The organism is Pseudomonas sp. NIBRBAC000502773 (assembly GCF_006517195.1).
Taxonomy (GTDB): Bacteria; Pseudomonadota; Gammaproteobacteria; order Pseudomonadales; family Pseudomonadaceae; genus Aquipseudomonas; species Aquipseudomonas marginalis.
The window spans coordinates 3,014,052-3,034,164 of sequence record NZ_CP041189.1 but is presented as its reverse complement, the minus strand read 5'-3'; the positions used below and the strand labels follow the sequence as shown (position 1 = coordinate 3,034,164).

Annotated in this window: 19 protein-coding genes; 12 read left to right on the top strand and 7 right to left on the bottom strand. The window is 60.6% G+C overall.

The features are described from left to right. Positions 1-219: 219 nt before the first annotated feature. The 4 genes from NIBR502773_RS14145 (at position 220) to NIBR502773_RS14130 (ending at position 4,729) form a co-directional block, all read left to right on the top strand. Positions 220-876 (top strand): DUF1120 domain-containing protein, encoded by a 657-nt coding sequence (locus NIBR502773_RS14145; protein ID WP_141156277.1) that lies wholly within the window; start codon positions 220-222, stop codon positions 874-876. Positions 877-977: 101 nt separating this feature from the next. Further along, complete coding sequence (locus NIBR502773_RS14140) at positions 978-1,694, top strand: fimbria/pilus chaperone family protein (RefSeq protein WP_115485516.1); 717 nt, start codon at positions 978-980, stop codon at positions 1,692-1,694. 7 nt (positions 1,695-1,701) lie between these two features. Continuing rightward, the gene (locus NIBR502773_RS14135) at positions 1,702-4,203 is read left to right on the top strand and encodes a fimbria/pilus outer membrane usher protein (protein WP_141156276.1); all 2,502 of its coding nucleotides are present in this window, start codon (positions 1,702-1,704) and stop codon (positions 4,201-4,203) included. Next, positions 4,193-4,729: a hypothetical protein gene (locus NIBR502773_RS14130; RefSeq protein WP_115485518.1), complete on the top strand. Its 537-nt coding sequence runs from the start codon at positions 4,193-4,195 to the stop codon at positions 4,727-4,729. Before NIBR502773_RS14135 ends, NIBR502773_RS14130 begins: the two co-directional genes overlap by 11 nt. On the opposite strand, the gene NIBR502773_RS14125 is transcribed toward NIBR502773_RS14130, so the two are convergent. Genes NIBR502773_RS14125 through NIBR502773_RS14110 form a run of 4 tightly spaced genes read right to left on the bottom strand, consistent with a single transcriptional unit; the run spans position 4,701 to position 7,540 of the window. Next, positions 4,701-5,438, bottom strand: a complete 738-nt coding sequence (locus NIBR502773_RS14125) for an amino acid ABC transporter ATP-binding protein (protein ID WP_065938032.1) — start codon at positions 5,436-5,438, stop codon at positions 4,701-4,703. The genes NIBR502773_RS14130 and NIBR502773_RS14125 overlap by 29 nt on opposite strands. Next, positions 5,425-6,075 carry an amino acid ABC transporter permease gene (locus NIBR502773_RS14120; protein WP_115485519.1) on the bottom strand — a complete coding sequence of 217 codons (651 nt, stop codon included), beginning with the start codon at positions 6,073-6,075 and terminating at the stop codon, positions 5,425-5,427. Before NIBR502773_RS14120 ends, NIBR502773_RS14125 begins: the two co-directional genes overlap by 14 nt. Continuing rightward, entirely contained in the window at positions 6,072-6,740 is a 669-nt protein-coding gene (locus NIBR502773_RS14115) for an amino acid ABC transporter permease (RefSeq protein ID WP_141156275.1), read from the bottom strand. Before NIBR502773_RS14115 ends, NIBR502773_RS14120 begins: the two co-directional genes overlap by 4 nt. Positions 6,741-6,754: 14 nt before the next feature. Beyond that, positions 6,755-7,540 carry a transporter substrate-binding domain-containing protein gene (locus NIBR502773_RS14110; RefSeq protein WP_046381688.1) on the bottom strand — a complete coding sequence of 262 codons (786 nt, stop codon included), beginning with the start codon at positions 7,538-7,540 and terminating at the stop codon, positions 6,755-6,757. Positions 7,541-7,795: 255 nt separating this feature from the next. On the opposite strand from NIBR502773_RS14110, the gene NIBR502773_RS14105 reads away from it, so the two are divergent. The 5 genes from NIBR502773_RS14105 to NIBR502773_RS14085 all read left to right on the top strand — a co-directional run bounded on the left by NIBR502773_RS14105 (position 7,796) and on the right by NIBR502773_RS14085 (position 13,028). Then, entirely contained in the window at positions 7,796-8,491 is a 696-nt protein-coding gene (locus NIBR502773_RS14105) for a FadR/GntR family transcriptional regulator (protein ID WP_141156274.1), read from the top strand. A 121-nt stretch (positions 8,492-8,612) separates the two neighbouring features. Continuing rightward, positions 8,613-8,942 (top strand): thioredoxin TrxA, encoded by a 330-nt coding sequence (gene trxA / locus NIBR502773_RS14100; RefSeq protein ID WP_015886460.1) that lies wholly within the window; start codon positions 8,613-8,615, stop codon positions 8,940-8,942. Between the two features lie 234 nt (positions 8,943-9,176). Next, positions 9,177-10,436 carry a transcription termination factor Rho gene (rho, locus tag NIBR502773_RS14095; RefSeq protein ID WP_003176825.1) on the top strand — a complete coding sequence of 420 codons (1,260 nt, stop codon included), beginning with the start codon at positions 9,177-9,179 and terminating at the stop codon, positions 10,434-10,436. Positions 10,437-10,593: 157 nt separating this feature from the next. Continuing rightward, positions 10,594-12,060 (top strand): 4-hydroxy-3-polyprenylbenzoate decarboxylase, encoded by a 1,467-nt coding sequence (ubiD, locus tag NIBR502773_RS14090; protein WP_003176824.1) that lies wholly within the window; start codon positions 10,594-10,596, stop codon positions 12,058-12,060. Further along, the gene (locus tag NIBR502773_RS14085; RefSeq protein WP_115485521.1) at positions 12,060-13,028 is read left to right on the top strand and encodes a CDP-6-deoxy-delta-3,4-glucoseen reductase; all 969 of its coding nucleotides are present in this window, start codon (positions 12,060-12,062) and stop codon (positions 13,026-13,028) included. Before ubiD ends, NIBR502773_RS14085 begins: the two co-directional genes overlap by 1 nt. Positions 13,029-13,062: 34 nt before the next feature. Here the strand turns inward: NIBR502773_RS14085 and NIBR502773_RS14080 are convergent, their stop codons facing one another. Further along, positions 13,063-13,545 carry a sn-glycerol-3-phosphate transporter gene (locus NIBR502773_RS14080; protein ID WP_141156273.1) on the bottom strand — a complete coding sequence of 161 codons (483 nt, stop codon included), beginning with the start codon at positions 13,543-13,545 and terminating at the stop codon, positions 13,063-13,065. A 329-nt stretch (positions 13,546-13,874) separates the two neighbouring features. On the opposite strand from NIBR502773_RS14080, the gene NIBR502773_RS14075 reads away from it, so the two are divergent. Further along, positions 13,875-16,262 (top strand): TonB-dependent siderophore receptor, encoded by a 2,388-nt coding sequence (locus tag NIBR502773_RS14075; protein ID WP_141156272.1) that lies wholly within the window; start codon positions 13,875-13,877, stop codon positions 16,260-16,262. 27 nt (positions 16,263-16,289) lie between these two features. Then, a complete protein-coding gene (locus NIBR502773_RS14070) occupies positions 16,290-16,943 on the top strand; it encodes a gamma-glutamylcyclotransferase (RefSeq protein WP_065926652.1) in 654 nt (217 codons plus the stop codon). On the opposite strand, the gene glpT is transcribed toward NIBR502773_RS14070, so the two are convergent. Together glpT and NIBR502773_RS14060 are read right to left on the bottom strand one after the other, a co-directional pair. After that, complete coding sequence (gene glpT / locus NIBR502773_RS14065) at positions 16,940-18,277, bottom strand: glycerol-3-phosphate transporter (RefSeq protein WP_141156271.1); 1,338 nt, start codon at positions 18,275-18,277, stop codon at positions 16,940-16,942. The two genes, NIBR502773_RS14070 and glpT, sit on opposite strands and share 4 nt — an antisense overlap. Positions 18,278-18,569: 292 nt before the next feature. Further along, complete coding sequence (locus NIBR502773_RS14060; protein ID WP_141156270.1) at positions 18,570-19,547, bottom strand: NADPH:quinone oxidoreductase family protein; 978 nt, start codon at positions 19,545-19,547, stop codon at positions 18,570-18,572. A gap of 150 nt (positions 19,548-19,697) precedes the next feature. On the opposite strand from NIBR502773_RS14060, the gene NIBR502773_RS14055 reads away from it, so the two are divergent. Next, positions 19,698-20,105 (top strand): flagellar basal body-associated protein FliL, encoded by a 408-nt coding sequence (locus tag NIBR502773_RS14055; protein ID WP_141156269.1) that lies wholly within the window; start codon positions 19,698-19,700, stop codon positions 20,103-20,105. Positions 20,106-20,113: the final 8 nt, after the last annotated feature.

Sequence of the window (20,113 nt, the reverse complement as noted above, 5' to 3'; positions counted from 1 at the left end):
CGCTATTGGTTTTTATGTTCAGGACTACTGCCGTGGTGGGTTGTGCCGACAATTTGTTTTTATCGCTCCCACACTAAACACGGTATTGCCTTATTCTTTATCCGGGCCTTGAGGCGACAGACTGTCATTCGGCAATCGTGCCGTGGTGTTATTTATTTATGGCTTGTGTCTTCAAGGCAGAAATAAGTACGCCTGACAACTTTAAGTGACAGGTCGACTATGAAAAAAATTGTTGGATTGACTCTCGGTATTGCTTGGCTGGCCGCCGCCCTCAACGTCCATGCATCCACCAGTGCCGAGCTGATCGTCAGGGGGACGATCAAACCAGCCGCCTGCAACCTCAGCATGACCGGTGGTGGCATCATCAACTACGGCGACATTCCCTCTGGCCAACTGCTGCCAACCGCGTTCAACCCACTGGCGGAAAGAACCGCCCCGTTGACCGTCACTTGCGGCACCACGCCTGCCACGTTCGGACTGAAATTCGTCGACCTGCAGGCGGCCAGCAAGGTCCCGGGCATCCTCAATGTGCTCGGCGCAGGCTATACCGAGGTGCACAACTATGGCCTGGGCACTGCGAACGGCCGGCGAACCGGCGGCTTTGCGGTCACCCTCAGGGACCTCAGGTCGTCGAGTACAGCACTGTCTCCCATCATGCGTATCGGTAGCGGTGCCTGGCAGAACAGCGACGGTAAGGTCGCCCAATCGCCCACTCAGTATTCATGGCGCAGCGGCACAACCATCATCCCGGCCTCAATCGCTCAATTGACCGGAACCATCGCGGTGCGGGCGGTTATCAACAGGGGGCAGGATCTGGACCTGAGTCGTGACATTACCCTGGATGGGCGCGCGACACTTGAGTTGAGTTACATCTAAGCGCTCGAACTACAGCCGATAAAGAAGCCGAGTGCTTCTTGTCGGCTGTTTTTATGTGGATGTCTGGATAAAAACAACTTAAAGGTCGTGGGGAACGCTGAGTGCTTAGTCTTTCATTAATAAATAATGCACGGTTGTTTTGTGTGGGCGCGTGTCTGTGTTTTACCGGTATTGCATTCGCCGACGGTATGTTGCCCGAAACTACGGTAGTTGTGCTTTATGAAGCCCAGGGCGAAGCCACGCTGAACATCAAGAATACCGACGCGGCGCCAGCGCTGCTTCACTCGGTCGTAGAGAATGTGCCCGAGGATGTGGAGTCGCTGTTAATTGTGACGCCACCCATTACCCGCGTGGAGGCGGGGGAAACCCAATTGGTGCGTTTCATCAGCACCTTGAAGGAGCCACTGAAGACCCAGCGGTTGAAGCGCGTGTCTTTCGAAGGCATCCCCCAGGCGCGCGCCGCAGGCGGTGCGACTATCGGCATCACGCTGCGACAGAATTTGCCGTTGATCCTTCACCCGAAAGATCTGCCGGTTCATCACACGCCCTGGGAACTGCTGAAGTGGACGCGCGCAGGGGCGGGGCTGACGGTTCACAACGACAGTGCCTATGTAGTGCGCCTGGTTCCGGAGGTGCGGCTGTTGCCACAAGGCGCCCTGGCAACCTTGCCGCGCACTTACGTGTTGCCGGGGGAAACGCTGACGCTGAAGGTGGATGGCGTGATGGAAGGGGTAACAGGCGTCGAGATCCAGCCGGCTACGCTTTACGGCTTTTCGGCGGACAGCTTCCGGGCCCCGATCAATGCCGACAGGGGGTGATCGACCCATGGCCAACCTGTCGAATAACAAACGAGTGGCCCCTTTGTGGCCGTGTCGGCCCACTCTGCTGATGGGGGTGGCGACACTGTGGGGCTTGCCTTGCCTGGCCCCCGCGATTGAGCTGGGGGAGGGTTTCGACCTGGCGGCCCTGACTACCCACGGCATTGATCCGAAGGTCTCCGATTACTTTCGCAGTGCGGCGCGCTTTCGCGAAGGTGTCCATGTGGTGGGGTTGCGGGTCAATGGCAACCCGCTCGGGTTGGTCGATGCCCGGTTCGACTCACAAGGGCAGCTGTGTTTCACCCCGGGGCTGCTTGATAAAGCCGGATTGGTAAAGCCCGAAGGCATTATCCGCAAGGGGGCTACTGCAGACCAGGCCTGCCATGACTTCCTGGGGGCTTTCCCGGCCACGATGGTGCGGCTGCGCCCAGGCAATGACGAAGTGGCGCTGGTAGTGCCGACCGGATCACTGCGTGAACCGCAGTGGGAGGCTGGCCAGTTTGCCCGGGGCGGGGCGGCGGCTTTGTTCAACTATGACGTGCAGGGATTCGACAGTTACTCGAACAGTGGAAGCAATCGTTTTGTTTCGGCTTACACCGAGGCGGGGTTCAACATGGGCGATTGGATTGTCCGCAGTCGCCAGTTTTATGTGTCCGACAACGGCGTGACCCGCAACGAGCATCTTTATGCTTATGCGCAGCGGGATATTGCCGCGTTGCAATCGACCTTTCAGGTAGGCCAGCTCTCCAGCAACAACCCACTGTTTGGCGGTGTTCAGCTGTCCGGTGTGCAGTTTTTTCCTGACGGTCAGTCGCGCACGCCGGCGGGCAGTAACAATGCTGTGGTGGAGGGGCTGGCGCAGAGTCAGTCGCGGATTGAAGTCCGTCAATCGGGAGTGTTGATCCACAGCACACTGGTGCCCGAGGGACCGTTCCGGCTGACGGGCCTGCCATTGCTCAACGGCACCAGCGACCTGGAGGTCAGCGTCATCGATGTGCGAGGTGCCAAGCGCAGCTTCGTGGTACCTGCGGCTTCATTTGCCGGGAGCGCGCCGGCGGAGCCTGGCTACTATTTCTCCCTGGGCAAGGTGCGTAGAAATGCGCATGAGGAAGGCCCGAGTCCGGTCGTTGCCATGGGCAGCGGCACCTGGGGCTTGGGACGAGACTCCTCGGTGGGCTTCGGCTTGTTGAGCGCCGATGAGTATGGGGCGGCAGGAGGCACCCTGGGCAGCGTGTTTTTCCAACGGGTGTCTGTTGGCGCACGTCACAACGTGTCCCGGGACAGCCGTAATGCGGTGTCCGGATCACGCAGCAGCGTGTCCGCAAGCAGCCCGGTGTACGCCAATATCGATCTTAACCTCAGTGCCACTACGCAAAGCCGTGGTTATCGCGAGGTCCTTGAAGCGGGCCGATCGACCAGGGCCGACGAGTGGGACGCACGCTTCAAGAGTCAGTACACGGCGGGTGTGAGCTGGGTCGACAACACACTGGGTGCATTTTCCGTGGGGTATACCCGCAGTTCCCAGTTTGATGGGCAATCGGCCGAGCATGTGTTTGCGGCATGGAACAAGTCGTTCCGCTATGCGGACGTCGCATTGGTCGCTGACTCTCAGGTAGGCGGTACTTCGGCACGCCGCGACGCCCTGTATGAGGGCCGTCGGCGCGATACGGTCGATGACAGCGATCTGTCCGTGCGGCTGCAGGTCAGCGTACCCCTGGGCAGCGATCGGCGGGTGAACAGCTACGTCAGCCGGCGTGGCAATCAATCCCGAGCCGGTACGGCGCTCAGTGAGCGGGTCAATGAATATGTGAATTACGAGGTCGGTGTCGAGCGCGACCTCAGCGCTCGGGAGCAGTCGATACGCGGCCAGGTGGACCTGGTGCCACGCTACACCCGCGTGGGCCTGGGGGTCAGTCGCGACCCATCGGGCACCAGTTACACGGGGCAACTGCAAGGTGGCGTAGTGGCCCACACGGGTGGCGTGACCTTCTCGCCGTATGCCATCCAGGACACCTTTGGCATCGCCTCGGTAGGGAATATCGGCTCTGCAAAACTCGACACGCCCTACGGTCCGGTGTGGACCGACTTCAGCGGGCAGGCCGTGATCCCAGGCTTGCCCGCCTACACGAACAGTCGCATCGAAGTGCAGACCCAGTCCTTGCCCAAGCGCGTTGACCTGAAGAACGGCACCCGAGTGCTTGCCCCAGGGCGAGGGTCCGTCAATACCGTCGCATTCGATGTGGTGACAGTGCGTCGTGTGTTAGTCACGGCCACTGATCAACAAGGGCGAACACTGCCTCAGGGCGCTTCGGTGTTCGATAAAAACAATCGCTTCCTGACCAGCGTGGTGGGTGACGGCATGATCTTTCTGAACGACCTCAATGATTCGCAGCACCTGCGCGTTGCGTTGCCGGACGCTTCCTCTTGCCTGCTCAACCTTGCTCCCGAGACTGAGGCCGACCATGACAAGTTCTATGAGACTACATCGGCGGTGTGCCATGGTCGTTAAACTGAAAATCGCGGGTTTTTTCGCATTGCTCTGCACCCTGTCGATGGCCGGTGGAGTACGTGCCGAAAACTGCCAACTGTCCGTCAGCCAGCCGTATATCGACTATGGCGTCATTCGCCGGGAGGCGCTTGTCGAGAGCCGTTCAATCGCACTGGGTACGCGCAGGGTGCACCTGAACGTACTGTGCGCAGAGCCGGCAGCCGTCGCATTGCGATTTACCGGCGTGGCCGACGGGCAAGGTTTTCGGTTTGGGCATCATGGGCGGTTCAGCCTGACTCTCAAGCACGCCCAGGTGGATGGGCGTGCCGTCGAATGGGCGCAGGCCCACCTTCCGGGTAAGGCCTTCGACGGGCAGTTGTTGCCGGGCCAGGTCCTGGTCGCTCGGGCGGTGGGAAAGCGATTGACTGCCCAGGTTGAAGTCGACACCGACCTGCCCGCCAACGCCCTGCAAGTCACCAATCAAGTGGTGCTGGAGGGGCGTGGCAGTTTCGAACTGGTCAGTCCGGCTGTTCCACCGAGCCGATGAAGTTGGCGAACTCAGGGGTTTGCGGGTTGGCGAACAGTACCTTGGGATCGCCGACTTCGTGCACCTTGCCTTGGTGCATAAACACCAGCTTGTCGCCCACTTCCCGGGCGAAGCGCATTTCGTGGGTGACCATGATCAGGGTCATGCCGTCCTTGGCCAGTTGGCGCACCACGCTGAGTACTTCATTGACCAGTTCCGGGTCCAGGGCCGAGGTGATTTCATCGCACAGCAGCACCTTGGGCGACATGGCCAGGGCGCGGGCGATGGCAACGCGTTGCTGCTGGCCGCCGGACAGGCGATCGGGGAATGCGTCGAATTTTTCACCCAGGCCCACGCGTTCCAGCATTTGCCTGGCCAATTGGGCGGCCTTGGCCTTGGGCACTTTCTGCACCACTTGCGGTGCAAGCATGACGTTCTCACCCACTGTCAGGTGCGGGAACAGGTTGAACTGTTGGAACACCATGCCGACTTTCTGCCGCAGGCTGCGCAGGTCGGCGCGGGCAGCGTCGAGGTATTCGCCATCCACCTCGATCACGCCGTCGTTGATCGATTCCAGGCCGTTGAGGGTGCGCAGCAGGGTGGACTTGCCCGAGCCGCTGCGGCCGATGATTGCCACGACCTGGCCTTCTTCAACGGTCAGGTCGATGCCCTTGAGGACGTGGTGATCGCCGTAATACTTATGCAGGGCGGAAATTCTAAGCAGAGGCATGCAGTCTCCTTTCCAGGTAGCGCGCACTGAGGGACAAGGGGTAGCAGAGCAGGAAGTAACCGAGGGCCACCAGGCCGTAGACCATGAAGGGCTCGAAGGTGGCGTTGGCGAGCATGCCGCCGGTCTTGGTCAGTTCAGTAAAGCCGATGATTGAAGTGACGGCGGTGCCTTTGACCACTTGCACCGAGAACCCGACGGTGGGCGCCACGGCAATGCGCAGCGCTTGGGGCAGGATCACGTAGCGCAGTTGTTCAAGCGGATTCAACGCCAGGCTGGCCGATGCTTCCCACTGGCCATGGGCGATGGAGTCGACGCAGCCGCGCCAGATTTCGGCGAGGTAGGCGCTGGTGAACAGCGTCAAGGCGATTGCGGCCGCCAGCCAGGGCGAAATATCCACGCCGAGCAGGGCAATGCCGAAAAACACCAGGAACAGCTGCATCAACAACGGGGTGCCCTGGAACAGTTCGATATAGGTGCGCGCAACATTGCGCGCGAATGCCTTGCGGCTGATGCGCAGGGTCATCACCAGCAAGCCGATCAGGCCGCCGCCGATAAACGCCACGAGCGACAGCAACAGCGTCCACTGCAGGCCCGTAAGCAGGTTGCGCACGATGTCCCAGAAGGAAAAATCACTCATCGGCTATTCCTCATCACAAAGCGGCGGCCGATCCAGTTGAGTAACTGGCGAATCATCAACGCCATGCACAGGTACACCAGGGTGGTCAGGGCATAGGTTTCGAACGCGCGGAAGTTGCGTGACTGGATAAAGTTGGCGGCAAAACTCAGCTCCTCGGTGGCGATCTGCGAACACACCGCCGAACCGAGCATCACGATGATGATCTGGCTGCTCAGCGCCGGCCACACCTTGCCTAGCGCCGGCAGCAGCACCACATGGCGAAACGTTTCGAAACGCGTCATCGCCAGCGCGGCGGCGGCTTCCAGTTGCCCGCGCGGGATGGCCTGGATACCGGCGCGGATGATCTCCGTGGAGTAGGCCCCCAGGTTGATCACCATCGCCAATACGGCTGCTTGCCACTCGGTGATTTTCAATCCCAGGGAGGGCAGGCCGAAGAAGATGAAGAACAACTGCACCAGAAACGGCGTGTTGCGGATCAACTCGACATACACACCGAAGAACCAGGCAAAGGGCTGGATCTTCCACGCCCGCACCACGGCGCCGACAGTACCCAGGGCGACGCCCAGGATTGCGCCGATAGCCGTCAGCTCAAGGGTGAACAGCGCGCCGCGCAACAGCAGATCGGTATTGGCCAGCACCGGCACAAAGTCGAATTGATAGGCCATCAATCAGCTCCGCTTCAGAGATCAGCAGGCAATGGCTCTTTGAGCCACTGCATCGCGTTCTTTTCCAGGCTGCCATCAGCCTTGGCCGCGACCAGGATCTGGTTGACCTTCTCCAGAAGCGCCGGCTCGTTCTTGTTCACGCCCACGTACACCGGCGAGTCCTTGAGCTTCACTTTCAGCGCCGGCACGCGTTTCGGGCTGCGTTCGCTGATCGCCACCATGACCACGTTGCCGCTGGCGATCAGGTCGACCTGGCCGGCCAGGTAGGCAGCGATGGTGGAGTTGTTGTCTTCGAAGCGCTTGATGGTAGCTTCTTTGGGCGCTACGGCGGTCAGCTCGATGTCCTCGATGGCGCCACGGGTCACGCTGATGGTCTTGCCCTTGAGGTCGTCGGTGCTGCTGATGGCGGCGTCAGGCGGGCCGAATACGGCCAGGTAGAACGGTGCGTAGGCCTTGGAGAAGTCGATGACCTTTTCGCGCTCGGGGTTCTTGCCCAGGCTGGAGATCACCAGGTCGACCTTGCCGGTGGTGAGAAACGGGATGCGGTTGGTGCTGTTGACCGGGGTCAGCTCCAGCTTGACCTTGAGTTGGTCGGCCAGCAGTTTGGCGGTGTCGATGTCCAGGCCGCGGGGTTTCATGTCGGGGCCGACCGAGCCGAACGGTGGGAAGTCCTGGGGCACGGCGACCTTGAGGGTGCCACGGGCGACGATATCGTCCAGACCGTTGGCCTGGGCGGGTGCCTGGCTCAGCATCAGGCTGGCAAACAGGGCAGTGAGCAGGGCGCTGTAGCGCTTGGTCATGGCAACTCTCCGAGAAGGGCGAAGGAATTTTCTGGATTTGCTCAGTGCACAGCCCATGCCAGTACTGCGCGGATCGTCTGCGAGGTGCGAGTTTGTTGAGCTTTGGTGGTCTTACTGGTCTGAACAGTTGTGCGCGTTTTCGCACCCTTTTCGAGCGTCGGTAAAACTGCGCGAGCCCCTTTGGGGCGTGGCTTGCCGTGGCTCCTGAATAGCTTTACAACTAGCCGCTCTGTTGACGCAAATCTTGAGTTTTTTATGAATTCCATCGCCCAAGCCGTACCGGAAGCGGCCCTGCAGGCCATCCGCAAACTGATCAAGGAGCAAGGCTTCGGGCCGGGCGCTGCACTGCCGTCCCAGCGCGACCTGGCGGTGCAGTTGGGCGTCAGCCGGGCGTCGCTGCGCGAGGCGCTGTCGTCCTTGAGCGCCTTGGGTGTGGTCAGTGTGCAGCCGGGCAAAGGTGTGTTCGTGCAGGCGGTGGAGGATGCGCCAGGCTTTGTCTGGCCTTTTGCGGCCCAGGCCACGCCGCTCGATATCTTCCAGTTGCGCTATGCGCTGGAGGGGTTTGCGGCGGGTTTGGCGGCGGTCACGCTGACGATCGATGAGCTGGACAGCCTGGAAGACAACGTCGAGACCATGCGCAAGGTGCTCAAGGCCGGCGACTTCGAAGCGGCCGCACGGCTGGACTTCGAATTCCACCAGCGCATCCTGCTGGCCAGCGGCAACCAGGCGATGGTGAGCATCCTGAGTGCCCGTGCCGAGGTGTTTCTGGAAAGCCAGAAACTACCGTTCATCCGCCCGGAGCGGGCCATGGAAACCTGGCAGGAACATCGCAAGATCCTGCGTGCCCTGGCCCGGCGGGCCAGTGTGTCGGCGCAGAAAACCATGCAGGAGCACGTACGCAATGCGGCGTTGCGCACGGGGATTGCCTTCGTGACTCCTGTTGCGCCCTGAGTTGGGCTATATCCAAACTCATGCACCATCATAGGAAGACTCAATCAGAGGCGGCTTCCTGAACGGGGGAAGGGCGGCTATGATGGGCAACGTTTTTTTTGCTTACAATCCGGAGACATCCATGAGCAACGATCTTATCAAGCACGTCACCGACGCGACCTTTGAGGCCGAAGTACTCAAGGCTGCTGGCCCGGTGCTGGTTGACTACTGGGCTGAATGGTGCGGCCCTTGCAAAATGATCGCTCCGGTCCTGGACGACATTGCAACCACCTACGAAGGCAAGCTGACCATTGCCAAGCTGAACATCGACGACAACCAGGAAACCCCGGCCAAGCATGGCGTGCGCGGTATTCCTACGCTGATGCTGTTCAAGAACGGCAACGTCGAAGCCACCAAGGTGGGCGCGCTGTCGAAGTCCCAGCTGCAAGCTTTCCTCGACGCCAACATCTAAGCGTCGTCAAAAAGCCCCGCAAATAGCGGGGCTTTTTCGTGAAACAGGGCTAGACGCTCCGAAACTCAGGTGGTACATTCGGCCCCGCACTGGTTTCTCCACTGCCCCCTGCAAGCCGTCGCCGACGCATTCCTTTTCGATTAGTACGCGATCCTGTCGCCTTCTCCGCGGCGCGGCCTCATTAAGCCAAAAGCTTAATTTCCCCCCCTCCATAAATGATTACGTCATTCCTATATGAATCTGACTGAACTCAAGCAAAAGCCGATTACCGACCTGCTCCAACTGGCCGAAGAAATGGGCATAGAAAATATGGCCCGTTCGCGCAAGCAGGACGTGATTTTCTCCCTGCTGAAAAAGCACGCGAAAAGCGGCGAGGAAATCTCCGGTGATGGCGTGCTGGAGATTCTCCAGGACGGCTTCGGCTTCCTCCGCTCTGCAGACGCCTCCTATCTCGCCGGCCCAGACGACATCTATGTCTCGCCGAGCCAGATCCGTCGTTTCAACTTGCGCACCGGTGACACCATCGTTGGCAAGATCCGCCCACCGAAGGAAGGCGAGCGTTACTTCGCCCTGCTCAAGGTCGACACGATCAACTTCGATCGTCCCGAGAACGCGAAAAACAAGATTCTCTTCGAGAACCTGACGCCGCTGTTCCCGACCGTGCGCATGAAGATGGAAGCCGGTAACGGTTCCACCGAAGACCTGACCGGTCGCGTGATCGACCTGTGCGCCCCGATCGGCAAAGGCCAGCGTGGCCTGATCGTCGCACCGCCGAAAGCCGGTAAGACCATCATGCTGCAGAACATTGCAGCGAACATCGCACGTAACAATCCTGAAGTTCACCTGATCGTATTGCTGATCGATGAGCGTCCGGAAGAAGTCACCGAAATGCAGCGCACCGTGCGCGGCGAAGTGGTTGCCTCGACGTTCGATGAGCCGCCAACCCGCCACGTGCAGGTTGCCGAAATGGTGATCGAGAAGGCCAAGCGCCTGGTCGAACACAAGAAGGACGTGGTGATCCTGCTCGACTCCATCACCCGTCTGGCCCGTGCCTACAACACCGTGATCCCGAGCTCCGGCAAGGTCCTCACCGGTGGTGTCGATGCCCACGCCCTGGAGAAACCGAAGCGTTTCTTCGGCGCCGCGCGGAACATCGAAGAAGGCGGCTCGCTGACCATTATCGCCACCGCACTGGTTGAAACCGGTTCGAAGATGGACGAAGTGATCTACGAAGAGTTCAAGGGTACCGGCAACATGGAACTGCCCCTGGACCGTCGCATCGCGGAAAAACGCGTGTTCCCGGCGATCAACATCAACCGCTCCGGCACCCGCCGCGAAGAGTTGCTGACCGCCGACGACGAACTGCAGCGCATGTGGATCCTGCGCAAGCTGCTGCACCCGATGGACGAAGTGGCAGCCATCGAGTTCCTGATCGACAAGCTGAAAACCACCAAGACCAACGACGAGTTCTTCCTGTCGATGAAACGTAAGTAATCACGACGTTTCAGGTCCGAAAAAATGGCGCCCCCAGGGGCGCCATTTTTTTTGTGTCGGTTTTTCGGTCCCTGCAACGGCCAAATGCACCTCGATAAGCTGCCAGCAGCCCTCAGAGCAGGTAGGATGTACGCCTATTTTACGGGTGGCATGGTTAATGAAATTCAAGGATCTTCGGGATTTCGTGCAGCAACTTGAGCAGCGCGGAGAGTTGAAACGTATCCAGATGCCGATTTCACCGGTGCTGGAAATGACTGAGATTTGCGACCGCACCTTGCGTAACAAGGGCCCGGCGCTGCTGTTCGAGAACCCGACCGGTTTTGACATACCGGTGCTCGGCAACCTGTTCGGTACTCCCGAGCGCGTGGCCTTTGGCATGGGCGCCGAGTCGGTCAGCGAGTTGCGCGAGATCGGCAAGCTGCTGGCGTTCCTCAAGGAACCCGAGCCGCCCAAGGGCTTGAAGGATGCCTGGTCGAAGCTGCCGATCTTCCGCAAGATCATTGCCATGGCACCCAAGGTGGTCAAGGACGCGGTATGCCAGGAAGTGGTCATCGAAGGCGATGATGTCGATCTGGCCATGCTGCCGGTGCAAACCTGCTGGCCCGGCGACGTCGGCCCGCTGATCACCTGGGGCCTGACCGTCACCAAGGGCCCGAACAAGGACCGCCAGAACCTGGGTATCTATCGCCAGCAAGTGATCGGCCGCAACAAGGTGATCATGCGTTGGCTGAGCCACCGTGGCGGTGCCTTGGACTTCCGTGAATGGTGCGAGAAGCACCCCGGCAAGCCGTTCCCGGTCTCCGTGGCCCTGGGCGCCGACCCTGCGACCATCCTCGGCGCCGTGACCCCGGTGCCCGACAGCCTGTCCGAATACGCCTTCGCCGGGTTGTTGCGTGGCAACCGTACCGAACTGGTGAAGTGCCGTGGCAACGACCTGCAGGTACCGGCCACCGCCGAAATCATCCTGGAAGGCGTGATTCACCCCGGCGAGATGGCCGATGAAGGCCCGTACGGCGACCACACCGGCTATTACAACGAAGTCGACAGCTTCCCTGTGTTCACCGTGGAGCGCATCACCCATCGGATCAAACCGATCTACCACAGCACCTACACCGGCCGTCCGCCGGATGAGCCAGCGATTCTGGGGGTGGCGCTGAACGAAGTGTTCGTGCCGATCCTGCAGAAGCAATTCCCGGAAATCACCGACTTCTACCTGCCGCCGGAAGGCTGTTCGTATCGCATGGCCATCGTGACCATGAAGAAGTCGTATCCCGGCCATGCCAAGCGGGTCATGCTGGGTGTGTGGTCGTTTTTGCGACAGTTCATGTACACCAAGTTCGTTATCGTCACCGACGACGACATCAATGCCCGGGACTGGAACGATGTGATCTGGGCCATCACCACGCGCATGGACCCCAAGCGCGACACGGTGATGATCGACAACACGCCGATCGACTACCTCGACTTCGCGTCGCCGGTGTCGGGGCTGGGCTCGAAGATGGGCCTGGACGCTACCCACAAATGGCCGGGTGAAACGACCCGCGAGTGGGGCCGGGTGATCGTCAAGGATGAGGCCGTCACGGCACGTGTCGATGCGATTTGGAAAGAATTGGGAATAGATTGATGCGTGTAACCCTGCAACCTTCCGGCGCCGTGCTGGAGCTGGTCCCCGGCGAGCGAATCCTCGAAGGCGCGCGACGCCTGGGCTACGAATGCCCCCAGGCGTGTCGCAATGGCGTGTGCCACGTGTGCGCCGCACTGCTGGTGGAGGGCCGGGTGCAGCAAGCCGGTGAAGTGCGCGACCATGGTGAGTTCTACACCTGCATCGCCGAGCCGCTGGAAGATTGCATTGTGTTGTGGGATGGCGTGCTGGCGCCGGGAGAGTTGCCGTTGCGCAAGGTGTCGTGCCAATTGAGCGAGTGCGTGGAAGTGGGTGGCGATGTGTGGCGTGTGCGCCTGCGGGCCCCGGCCGGCAAGGCGGTGCGTTATCACGCCGGGCAATACCTGATGATCGAGCGGGAGAATGGCGAGAAGTCGGCATTTTCCCTGGCCTCTGCGCCCCATGCCGGTCGCGAGCTGGAACTGCATGTACTGGCCCGCGAGGACAGCGCGCGTAACTTGCTGGAGCAATTGCAGCGCAACCAGATGGCGCGCATCGAGCTGCCCTTTGGCGACACCCACCTGGCCGAGCTGCCGGACGGGCCATTGGTGCTGATCGCCGCCGGTACCGGCATGGCGCAGATGCACAGCCTGATCGAGCATTGCCGCGCGTCCGGCTTCAAGCACCCGGTGCACCTGTACTGGGGCGTGCGTCGCCCGGAAGATTTCTACGAGATCGAGCACTGGGACCAATGGTTGCAACTGCCCAACCTGTTCCTGCACAAGGTGGTCAGCGACCTGTGTGGCTGGGAAGGGCGCTGCGGTCTGCTGCATGAAGCGGTGTGCGAAGACATTGCCGACCTCAAGGCGGTGCATGTCTACGCCAGCGGTTCACCGGCGATGATCTACGGCACGCTGGATGCATTGGTCGATGCCGGCATGGATGCGCACCAGATGCGCGCCGACGTATTCGCCTACGCCCCGCGGCCATGACGCAACGGAACGGTGGAACGGGGCATGCGCACGCTCAGAAACGTACTCCGGTCGTCACCATCGCCGCATTGAACCCCAGCAGCACCAGTTCCGCTGCCACCGGCCCGTAATGGGTGCCTACCGACGGGATGATCACCGGCGCCACACCGAAACGGTTGAGGGGGATCTTGTCGCGGTATTTGCCGCGATAGCCCTGGATCGCCCCGCCTGTGACCTTCAGGTATACCGCAGAGTCGGCCATCTCATAGCGCTTGCCTGCATAGGCGTAGTAAGAGCGCTGGCTGAACGAGTTGCGAAACGTCGCACCGCCATACACCAATCCTGATGCCTCATTGCGCTCCAGGCCGATCAGGTCCTGGTTGTTGTTGTGGTCTTTGTCCGGCGCGAAGTGCCGGGTATAGACGCTGGTCTGCGCGTACCAGAAGCCTTTGTCATCCTCGGCAGGCGATGTTTCGCCAGCCAGTGCGGTGGTGGCCTGGGCCAGGAACAGCAGGCCAGGCAGTCGAAATTTCTTCATGGGTGCGACCTCGATAGGCGGTTTGATGGGCGGCTAGGTGGGTCGTGATGTGCGCGCCAGTTTGACGGTTTGGCGTGCTCCCAGGCTGAACCGGGCCTGAAAGTAGCGGGATTGCCCTGTGTAATCCTGACGAAAGGGGCATCGGGCTTATGCATTCGCTTATGCTTTAAAGGTATTTAATTTGTTACATAAATATCTTTAAGCTATATCTCAACGGACTACCGATTTTCTTCCAATAACCATTAACTGACCGCCACCGCCCGCCAGCCGGATCGATCTTGCGAACTCAGAACACTGACGTTCTGATTCTTGATTCAAAGGGGAGCGGTATGGGGAGCTACACGCAACACGCGCTGTACACAGCGATTTTGTCGGCTAATTTGCTGGCCGCTGTGGGCTTCAATCCTGTCCTGGCGGCCGAAGCGCCCGCCACCGATGCACCCAAACTCGACACCGTGATCGTCACCGGCACCCGCGCCCAGGAGCGTACCGCCAGTGCTTCGCTGTCTCCGATCGATGTGATTTCCGGCGATAGCCTGCGCAGCACGGGCTCTGATGAGTTGGGGGCGGTGCTGGCGCGCCTGATTCCGTCGATCAACTTCCCGCGCCCAAGCCTGGTGGATGGCGCCGAGCTGGTGCGCCCCGCGCAGTTGCGCGGCCTGTCGCCCGATCAGGTGTTGGTGCTGGTCAACGGCAAGCGCCGCCACACCAGTGCCTTCGTCAACCTGGGCGGCGCGGTGGGCCGTGGGTCGGCACCGGCGGACCTGAATGCGATCCCGCTGTCGGCGGTGGACCATATCGAAGTGCTGCGTGACGGTGCTTCCGCGCGCTACGGCTCGGATGCGATTGCCGGGGTGATCAACGTGATCCTCAAGCACGCCGACCATGGCGGTTCGATCTCCACCAAATTCGGCGAATACAAGAAGGGCGATGGTATCCAGCGCAATGTCAGCGGCAATACCGGCCTGGTACTGGGCGACAACGGTTTTATCAACCTGTCGGCCGAGGGTGCCGATAACGATTACACCAACCGTGCCGGTAAAGACTTCCGGCCTGGCAGCGTTGGCTCTACCACTTACGGCCAGCAGGTGTTCCGCCAGGGTGAGCCGGCCACCAATGAAGGCAAGTTCCAGTTCAACTCCGAATACGCCTTCAACGATGCGGCTGAGCTCTACACCTTCGGCGGCTACAGCAAGCGGCGCGGCGAGACGGCGGCGTTCTACCGGGCGAGCAATGCGTCCAACAACATCCCGGCGCTCAACCCCAACGGTTACCTGCCTCTGATCAAGGGCAACCTTGAAGACACCTCGTTGGTGGTGGGCTTGCGCGGTTTGCTGGCCTACGACTGGCATTACGACCTGTCGGCCAACTATGGCAAGAACCAGTACGCACTCAGCACCGAAACCATCAACACCTCCCTGGGCCTGGCCACGCCGCGCAAATTCGACAATGGCACCCTGAGCAACGACCAGAAGCAAGTCAGCCTGGACCTGTCCCGCGAGTTCGACGTGGGCTGGCTGCCTTACCCGGTGTCCGTGGCGTTTGGCGGTGAATACCTGCACCAGGGTTATGAAATCGAGGCGGGCGAGCCGGCCTCCTACTTCCAGACCGGCAGTTCCGGACTGGGTGGTTTCCGTGATGCCGACGCGGGCACCAGCACGCGCCACAACTGGGCCCAGTACCTGGACCTGGAAACCAACTTCACCGAAAAACTCAGTGCTTCGGCGGCGGTGCGCCACGAGGACTACAGCGATTTTGGCTCGAATGTCAGTGGCTCGCTGTCGGCCCGTTATGACTTCACCCCGCAGGTGGCCGTGCGCGGCAGTGTTTCCAACGGTTTCCGCGCGCCATCCCTGGCCCAGCAGAACTTCGCCTACACCTCATCGCAGCTGATCGGCAGCACCATCCAGGAAGCCGGTACGTTCCCGGCCAACAGCCAGGTGGCGCGTTTGCTCGGCGCCGAAGACCTCAAGGCCGAGAAGTCGCGCAACTACAGCCTTGGGCTGGTGCTGGAGCCGGCCGATGACCTGACGGTGACGGTGGATGTGTACCGCATCGACATCCGTGACCGTATCAGCCTGTCGTCCAACCTCGGTATAAACGCGGCGACGCGCGCCTATTTGCAGGCCAACGGTGTTGGCAATATCGACTACACCACCGCCCGCTACTTCACTAACGCCACCGACACCAGCACCGACGGCGTCGACCTGGTCGCCAACTATCGTTACCAGTTCGACAGCGGCATCCGCTGGAACAGCACCGTGGGCTACAACTACAACCACACCAAGGTGACGGACGTGAAGGCCAACCCGGCCATCCTCGACAGCCTGGGCGCGAACCTGGTGCGTGTGGACCGCCGCGAGCGCATCGGTTTGCTGGGGGATACCACGCCGCAGCACAAGCTGAGCCTGGGTAACGACTTCACTTACGGCCGTTGGGCCCTGCACAGCAACCTGGTGCGCTATGGTGAATTCACCAGCTACCAGGCGGACAAGGTCAACGACCAGACCTTCAAGGCCGCCTGGGTGCTGGACCTGTCGGCGGACTACAGGCTGAAGAACTGGACCTTCACTCTGGGCGGCGACAACGTCACCGATAAATACCCGGAGAAGGTCAACGCCTTCGCCAGCAGTGGGGGCAATCTGGCCTATAGCACTTTTTCGCCGTACGGTTACAGCGGCGCGTTTTATTACGGTAAAGTTGCTTACAACTGGTAACACACAGGAGGCGCACCGCTTTTCGCCATGACCGCCATTGAATCCGATCTTTTGCAATTGGCTTACCCTCCGCGGCTCGATCTGGGGCCGCAACTCACTCACGAACAGTTAATGAGCTCGATGCAGGCCACCATGGGCCGGCACAAGGGTGGCCCGGTCTGGCTATTTGCGTATGGTTCGCTGATCTGGCGCCCGGAATGTTCGTCGACTGAGCGGGTGCGGGCACGGGTCCACGGTTATCACCGGGGCCTGTACCTGTGGTCCCACGAGCATCGGGGCACGCCTGAGTTGCCGGGCCTGGTCTTTGGCCTGGATCGCGGAGGCTCGTGCAGCGGCTTTGCCTACCGCTTGCCGGAAGATCAACTGGAGGCTTCGCTTTACGCCTTGTGGCAGCGCGAGATGCCTTACCCGTCCTACCGGCCGCACTGGCTCAGTTGCCGCCTTGAAGATGGCAGCCAGGTGCAGGCGTTGGGGTTTGTGTTGGAGCGGCACTTGCCCAGCTACGCCGGTAACCTGCCCGATATCGTGCTGAACCACGTGCTGCAAAGCGCTTGCGGGCGTTACGGCACCACTCGCGATTATGTCGAGCAGACCGTCAACGCCCTGCGTAGCCACGCCATGCCAGATAAAAACCTGGAGGCGCGGCTCAAGCGTTGTGCCAAGGATTGCTCAGGCGATTAACGCGCCGAGCTGACGCTGTTGGTGTGCCACAGCGTTGGGATCAGGAACGCGATGGCCAGCAGGCACGCGCCGATCAGCAGCACGAAACCACCGTCCCAGCCAAAATGGTCCACGGTGTAGCCCATGGCCGCACTCGCTGCCACCGAACCGCCCAGGTAGCCGAACAGACCGGTGAAGCCCGCAGCCGTACCGGCGGCTTTCTTCGGTGCCAGTTCCAGCGCCTGCAGGCCGATCAGCATCACCGGGCCGTAGATCAAAAAGCCGATCGAGATCAGCGCGATCATGTCGACCATCGGGTTGCCCGGCGGGTTGAGCCAGTACACCAGGGTCGCCACGGTCACCAGCGCCATGAACACGATGCCGGTCAGGCCACGGTTGCCACGGAAGATCTTGTCCGACATCCAGCCGCACAGCAGCGTGCCCGGAATACCTGCCCACTCGTAGAAGAAGTACGCCCAGGACGATTTATCCACCGTGAAGTGCTTGGCTTCCTTGAGGTAGGTCGGTGCCCAGTCCAGTACGCCGTAGCGCAGCAGGTAGACGAACACGTTGGCGAAGGCGATGTACCAGAGCATTTTGTTGCGCAGCACGTACTTGACGAAGATTTCCTTGGCGCTGAATTCGTCTTCGTGGCTGGCGTCGTAGCCTTCCGGGTAATCATTCTTGTACTGCTCGATCGGCGGCAGGCCCACCGATTGCGGGGTGTCGCGCATGGTGATGAAGGCAAATGCCGCCACCGCCAAGGCCACCGTGGCCGGTACGTAGAACGCCGCATGCCAGTCGTTGAACCAGGCCATGCCCAGCAGGAACAGCGGGCCGATCAGGCCGCCGCCGACGTTGTGCGCCACGTTCCACACCGACACCACGCCGCCGCGTTCTTTCTGCGACCACCAGTGCACCATGGTCCGGCCACTGGGCGGCCAGCCCATGCCCTGGGCCCAGCCGTTGATGAACAGCAAAATGAACATCATGGTCACGCTGGACGTCGCCCAAGGCGCGAAACCGAAAATGAACATCACCCCGGCTGAAACCAGCAGGCCGAAGGGCAGGAAGTAACGCGGGTTGGAGCGGTCGGACACCAGACCCATGAGGAACTTGGACAGGCCATAGGCGATCGCGATGGCCGACATCGCCAGGCCCAGCTCACCCCGGGTGTAACCCTCGTCGATCAGGTAGGGCATGGCCAGGGAGAAGTTTTTGCGCAGCAGGTAATACCCTGCATAACCGAAGAAAATACCGGCGAAGATCTGCCAGCGCAGCCGTCGGTAGGTACTGTCGATTTTTTCTTCAGGCAGAGACGCCTGGTGTGCGGCAGGACGAAAGAAAGCAAACATTCAAGAGCTCCAAATTTCTTGTTTTGACTGCGGATGCGAATGTTACAGTTTCGTTACCGAAAATAGCATTGCCTCTTATGCGCAAACACAGGAAATGAGAGCAATTGCATGTTCTCTTATGAACATGTCGCTAATAGATAAATGGTGGTCGCTCAGCGTTTATCAGACCAATGGAGAACAAATGTGGGAGGGGGCTTGCCCCCGATAGCGGTAGGTCAGTCAGCTTATCTGTAGCTGACCCACTGCCATCGGGGGCAAGCCCCCTCCCACATTTGATTGCATTTCAGGTCGGTCAGCGGGTTCGAACGACCACCTTGCCCACCGCCTTGCGTTGGCCCAGGTCATTAATCGCCTGGGCAGCCTGCTCCAGCGGATACACCTGCGACACCAACGGCTTGAGCTTGCCCTCACCGTACCAAGTGAACAGTTGCTGGAAGTTCGCCGCATTGTCCTGGGGCTGGCGCTGGGCAAACGAACCCCAGAACACCCCGACCACCGCCGCACCCTTGAGCAGTGCCAGGTTCACCGGCAGCTCCGGGATGCGCCCGCTGGCAAAACCCACCACCAGCAGGCGGCCGTTCCAGGCAATCGCGCGGATGGCCTGGTCAAACAGGTCGCCTCCCACCGGGTCGTAGATCACATCGGCGCCGTTACCGTCGGTCAGGCGCTTGATTTCATCCTTGAGGCTGGCTTCGCTGTAGTTGATCAGTTCATCGGCGCCGGCGGCCTTGGCCACGGCGAGTTTGTCGGCACTGCTCGCGGCGGCGATCACCCGCGCCCCCATGGCCTTGCCGATTTCCACGGCGGCCAGGCCCACGCCGCCGGAAGCGCCGAGCACCAGCAGGGTTTCGCCGGGTTGCAGGTTGGCGCGTTGTTTCAGCGCGTGCATGGAGGTGCCGTAGGTCATGCTGAAGGCGGCGGCGGTGTTGAAGTCCATGGTCGGCGGGATCGGCAACACGTTGTAGCCCGGCACCGCGACCTGCTCGGCAAAGCTGCCCCAGCCGGTCAGTGCCATGACCCGGTCGCCGACCTTCAGGTGGCTGACCTTTTCCCCCACTTCGCTGACCACCCCCGATGCCTCGCCACCCGGCGAGAACGGGAAGGGCGGCTTGAACTGGTATTTGCCCTCGATGATCAGGGTATCGGGGAAGTTGACCCCGGCGGCATGCACTTCCAGCAGGATTTCGTTCTTCTTGATCGTGGGGCTTGCGACGTCTTCCAGCACCAGGGTTTCGGCGGGGCCGAAGGCTTTGCACAGCACAGCTTTCATCGGGCTATTCCTTTTGGTGTCGTGGCCGATAAGTGTAGGAGGGTAGGCCTGCGGGTCAACGAGCATGCTCGGCCCTGATAAGTCGCCATAAGCTTGTGCTCTGCCTTGCTAGCGTTATGCTACCCGGCAACCGAATGTGAGGAATGAACTGTGAAAGCGTGGATCCTATTGATGCTGGCCCTGACCTTGCCGATGGCAGCCCAGGCCGAAGAAGCCAAAGAAGGCGAGGCGCCGAAGGTCAGTTACATCAGCCTGAGCCCACCGTTCGTGGGTAACTACGGCCTGGATGGCACAGCCAAGCTCAAAGTGTTCAAGGCCGACATCGCCCTGCGCGTGACCGGCGAAGAAGCCGCCAAAGCGGTCAAGGCCAACGACGCATTGATTCGTAACCAGTTGGTCGCGTTGTTCACCCAGCAGACCAACGAGACCATGAGCACGGTCGACGGCAAGGAAAAGCTGCGCCAGGAAGCCCTCAAGCAAACCCAGCAAGTGATGAACGACGAGACGGGCAAGCCCATGGTGGAAGACCTGCTGTTCAATAACCTGATCATTCAGTAATCAGCCTG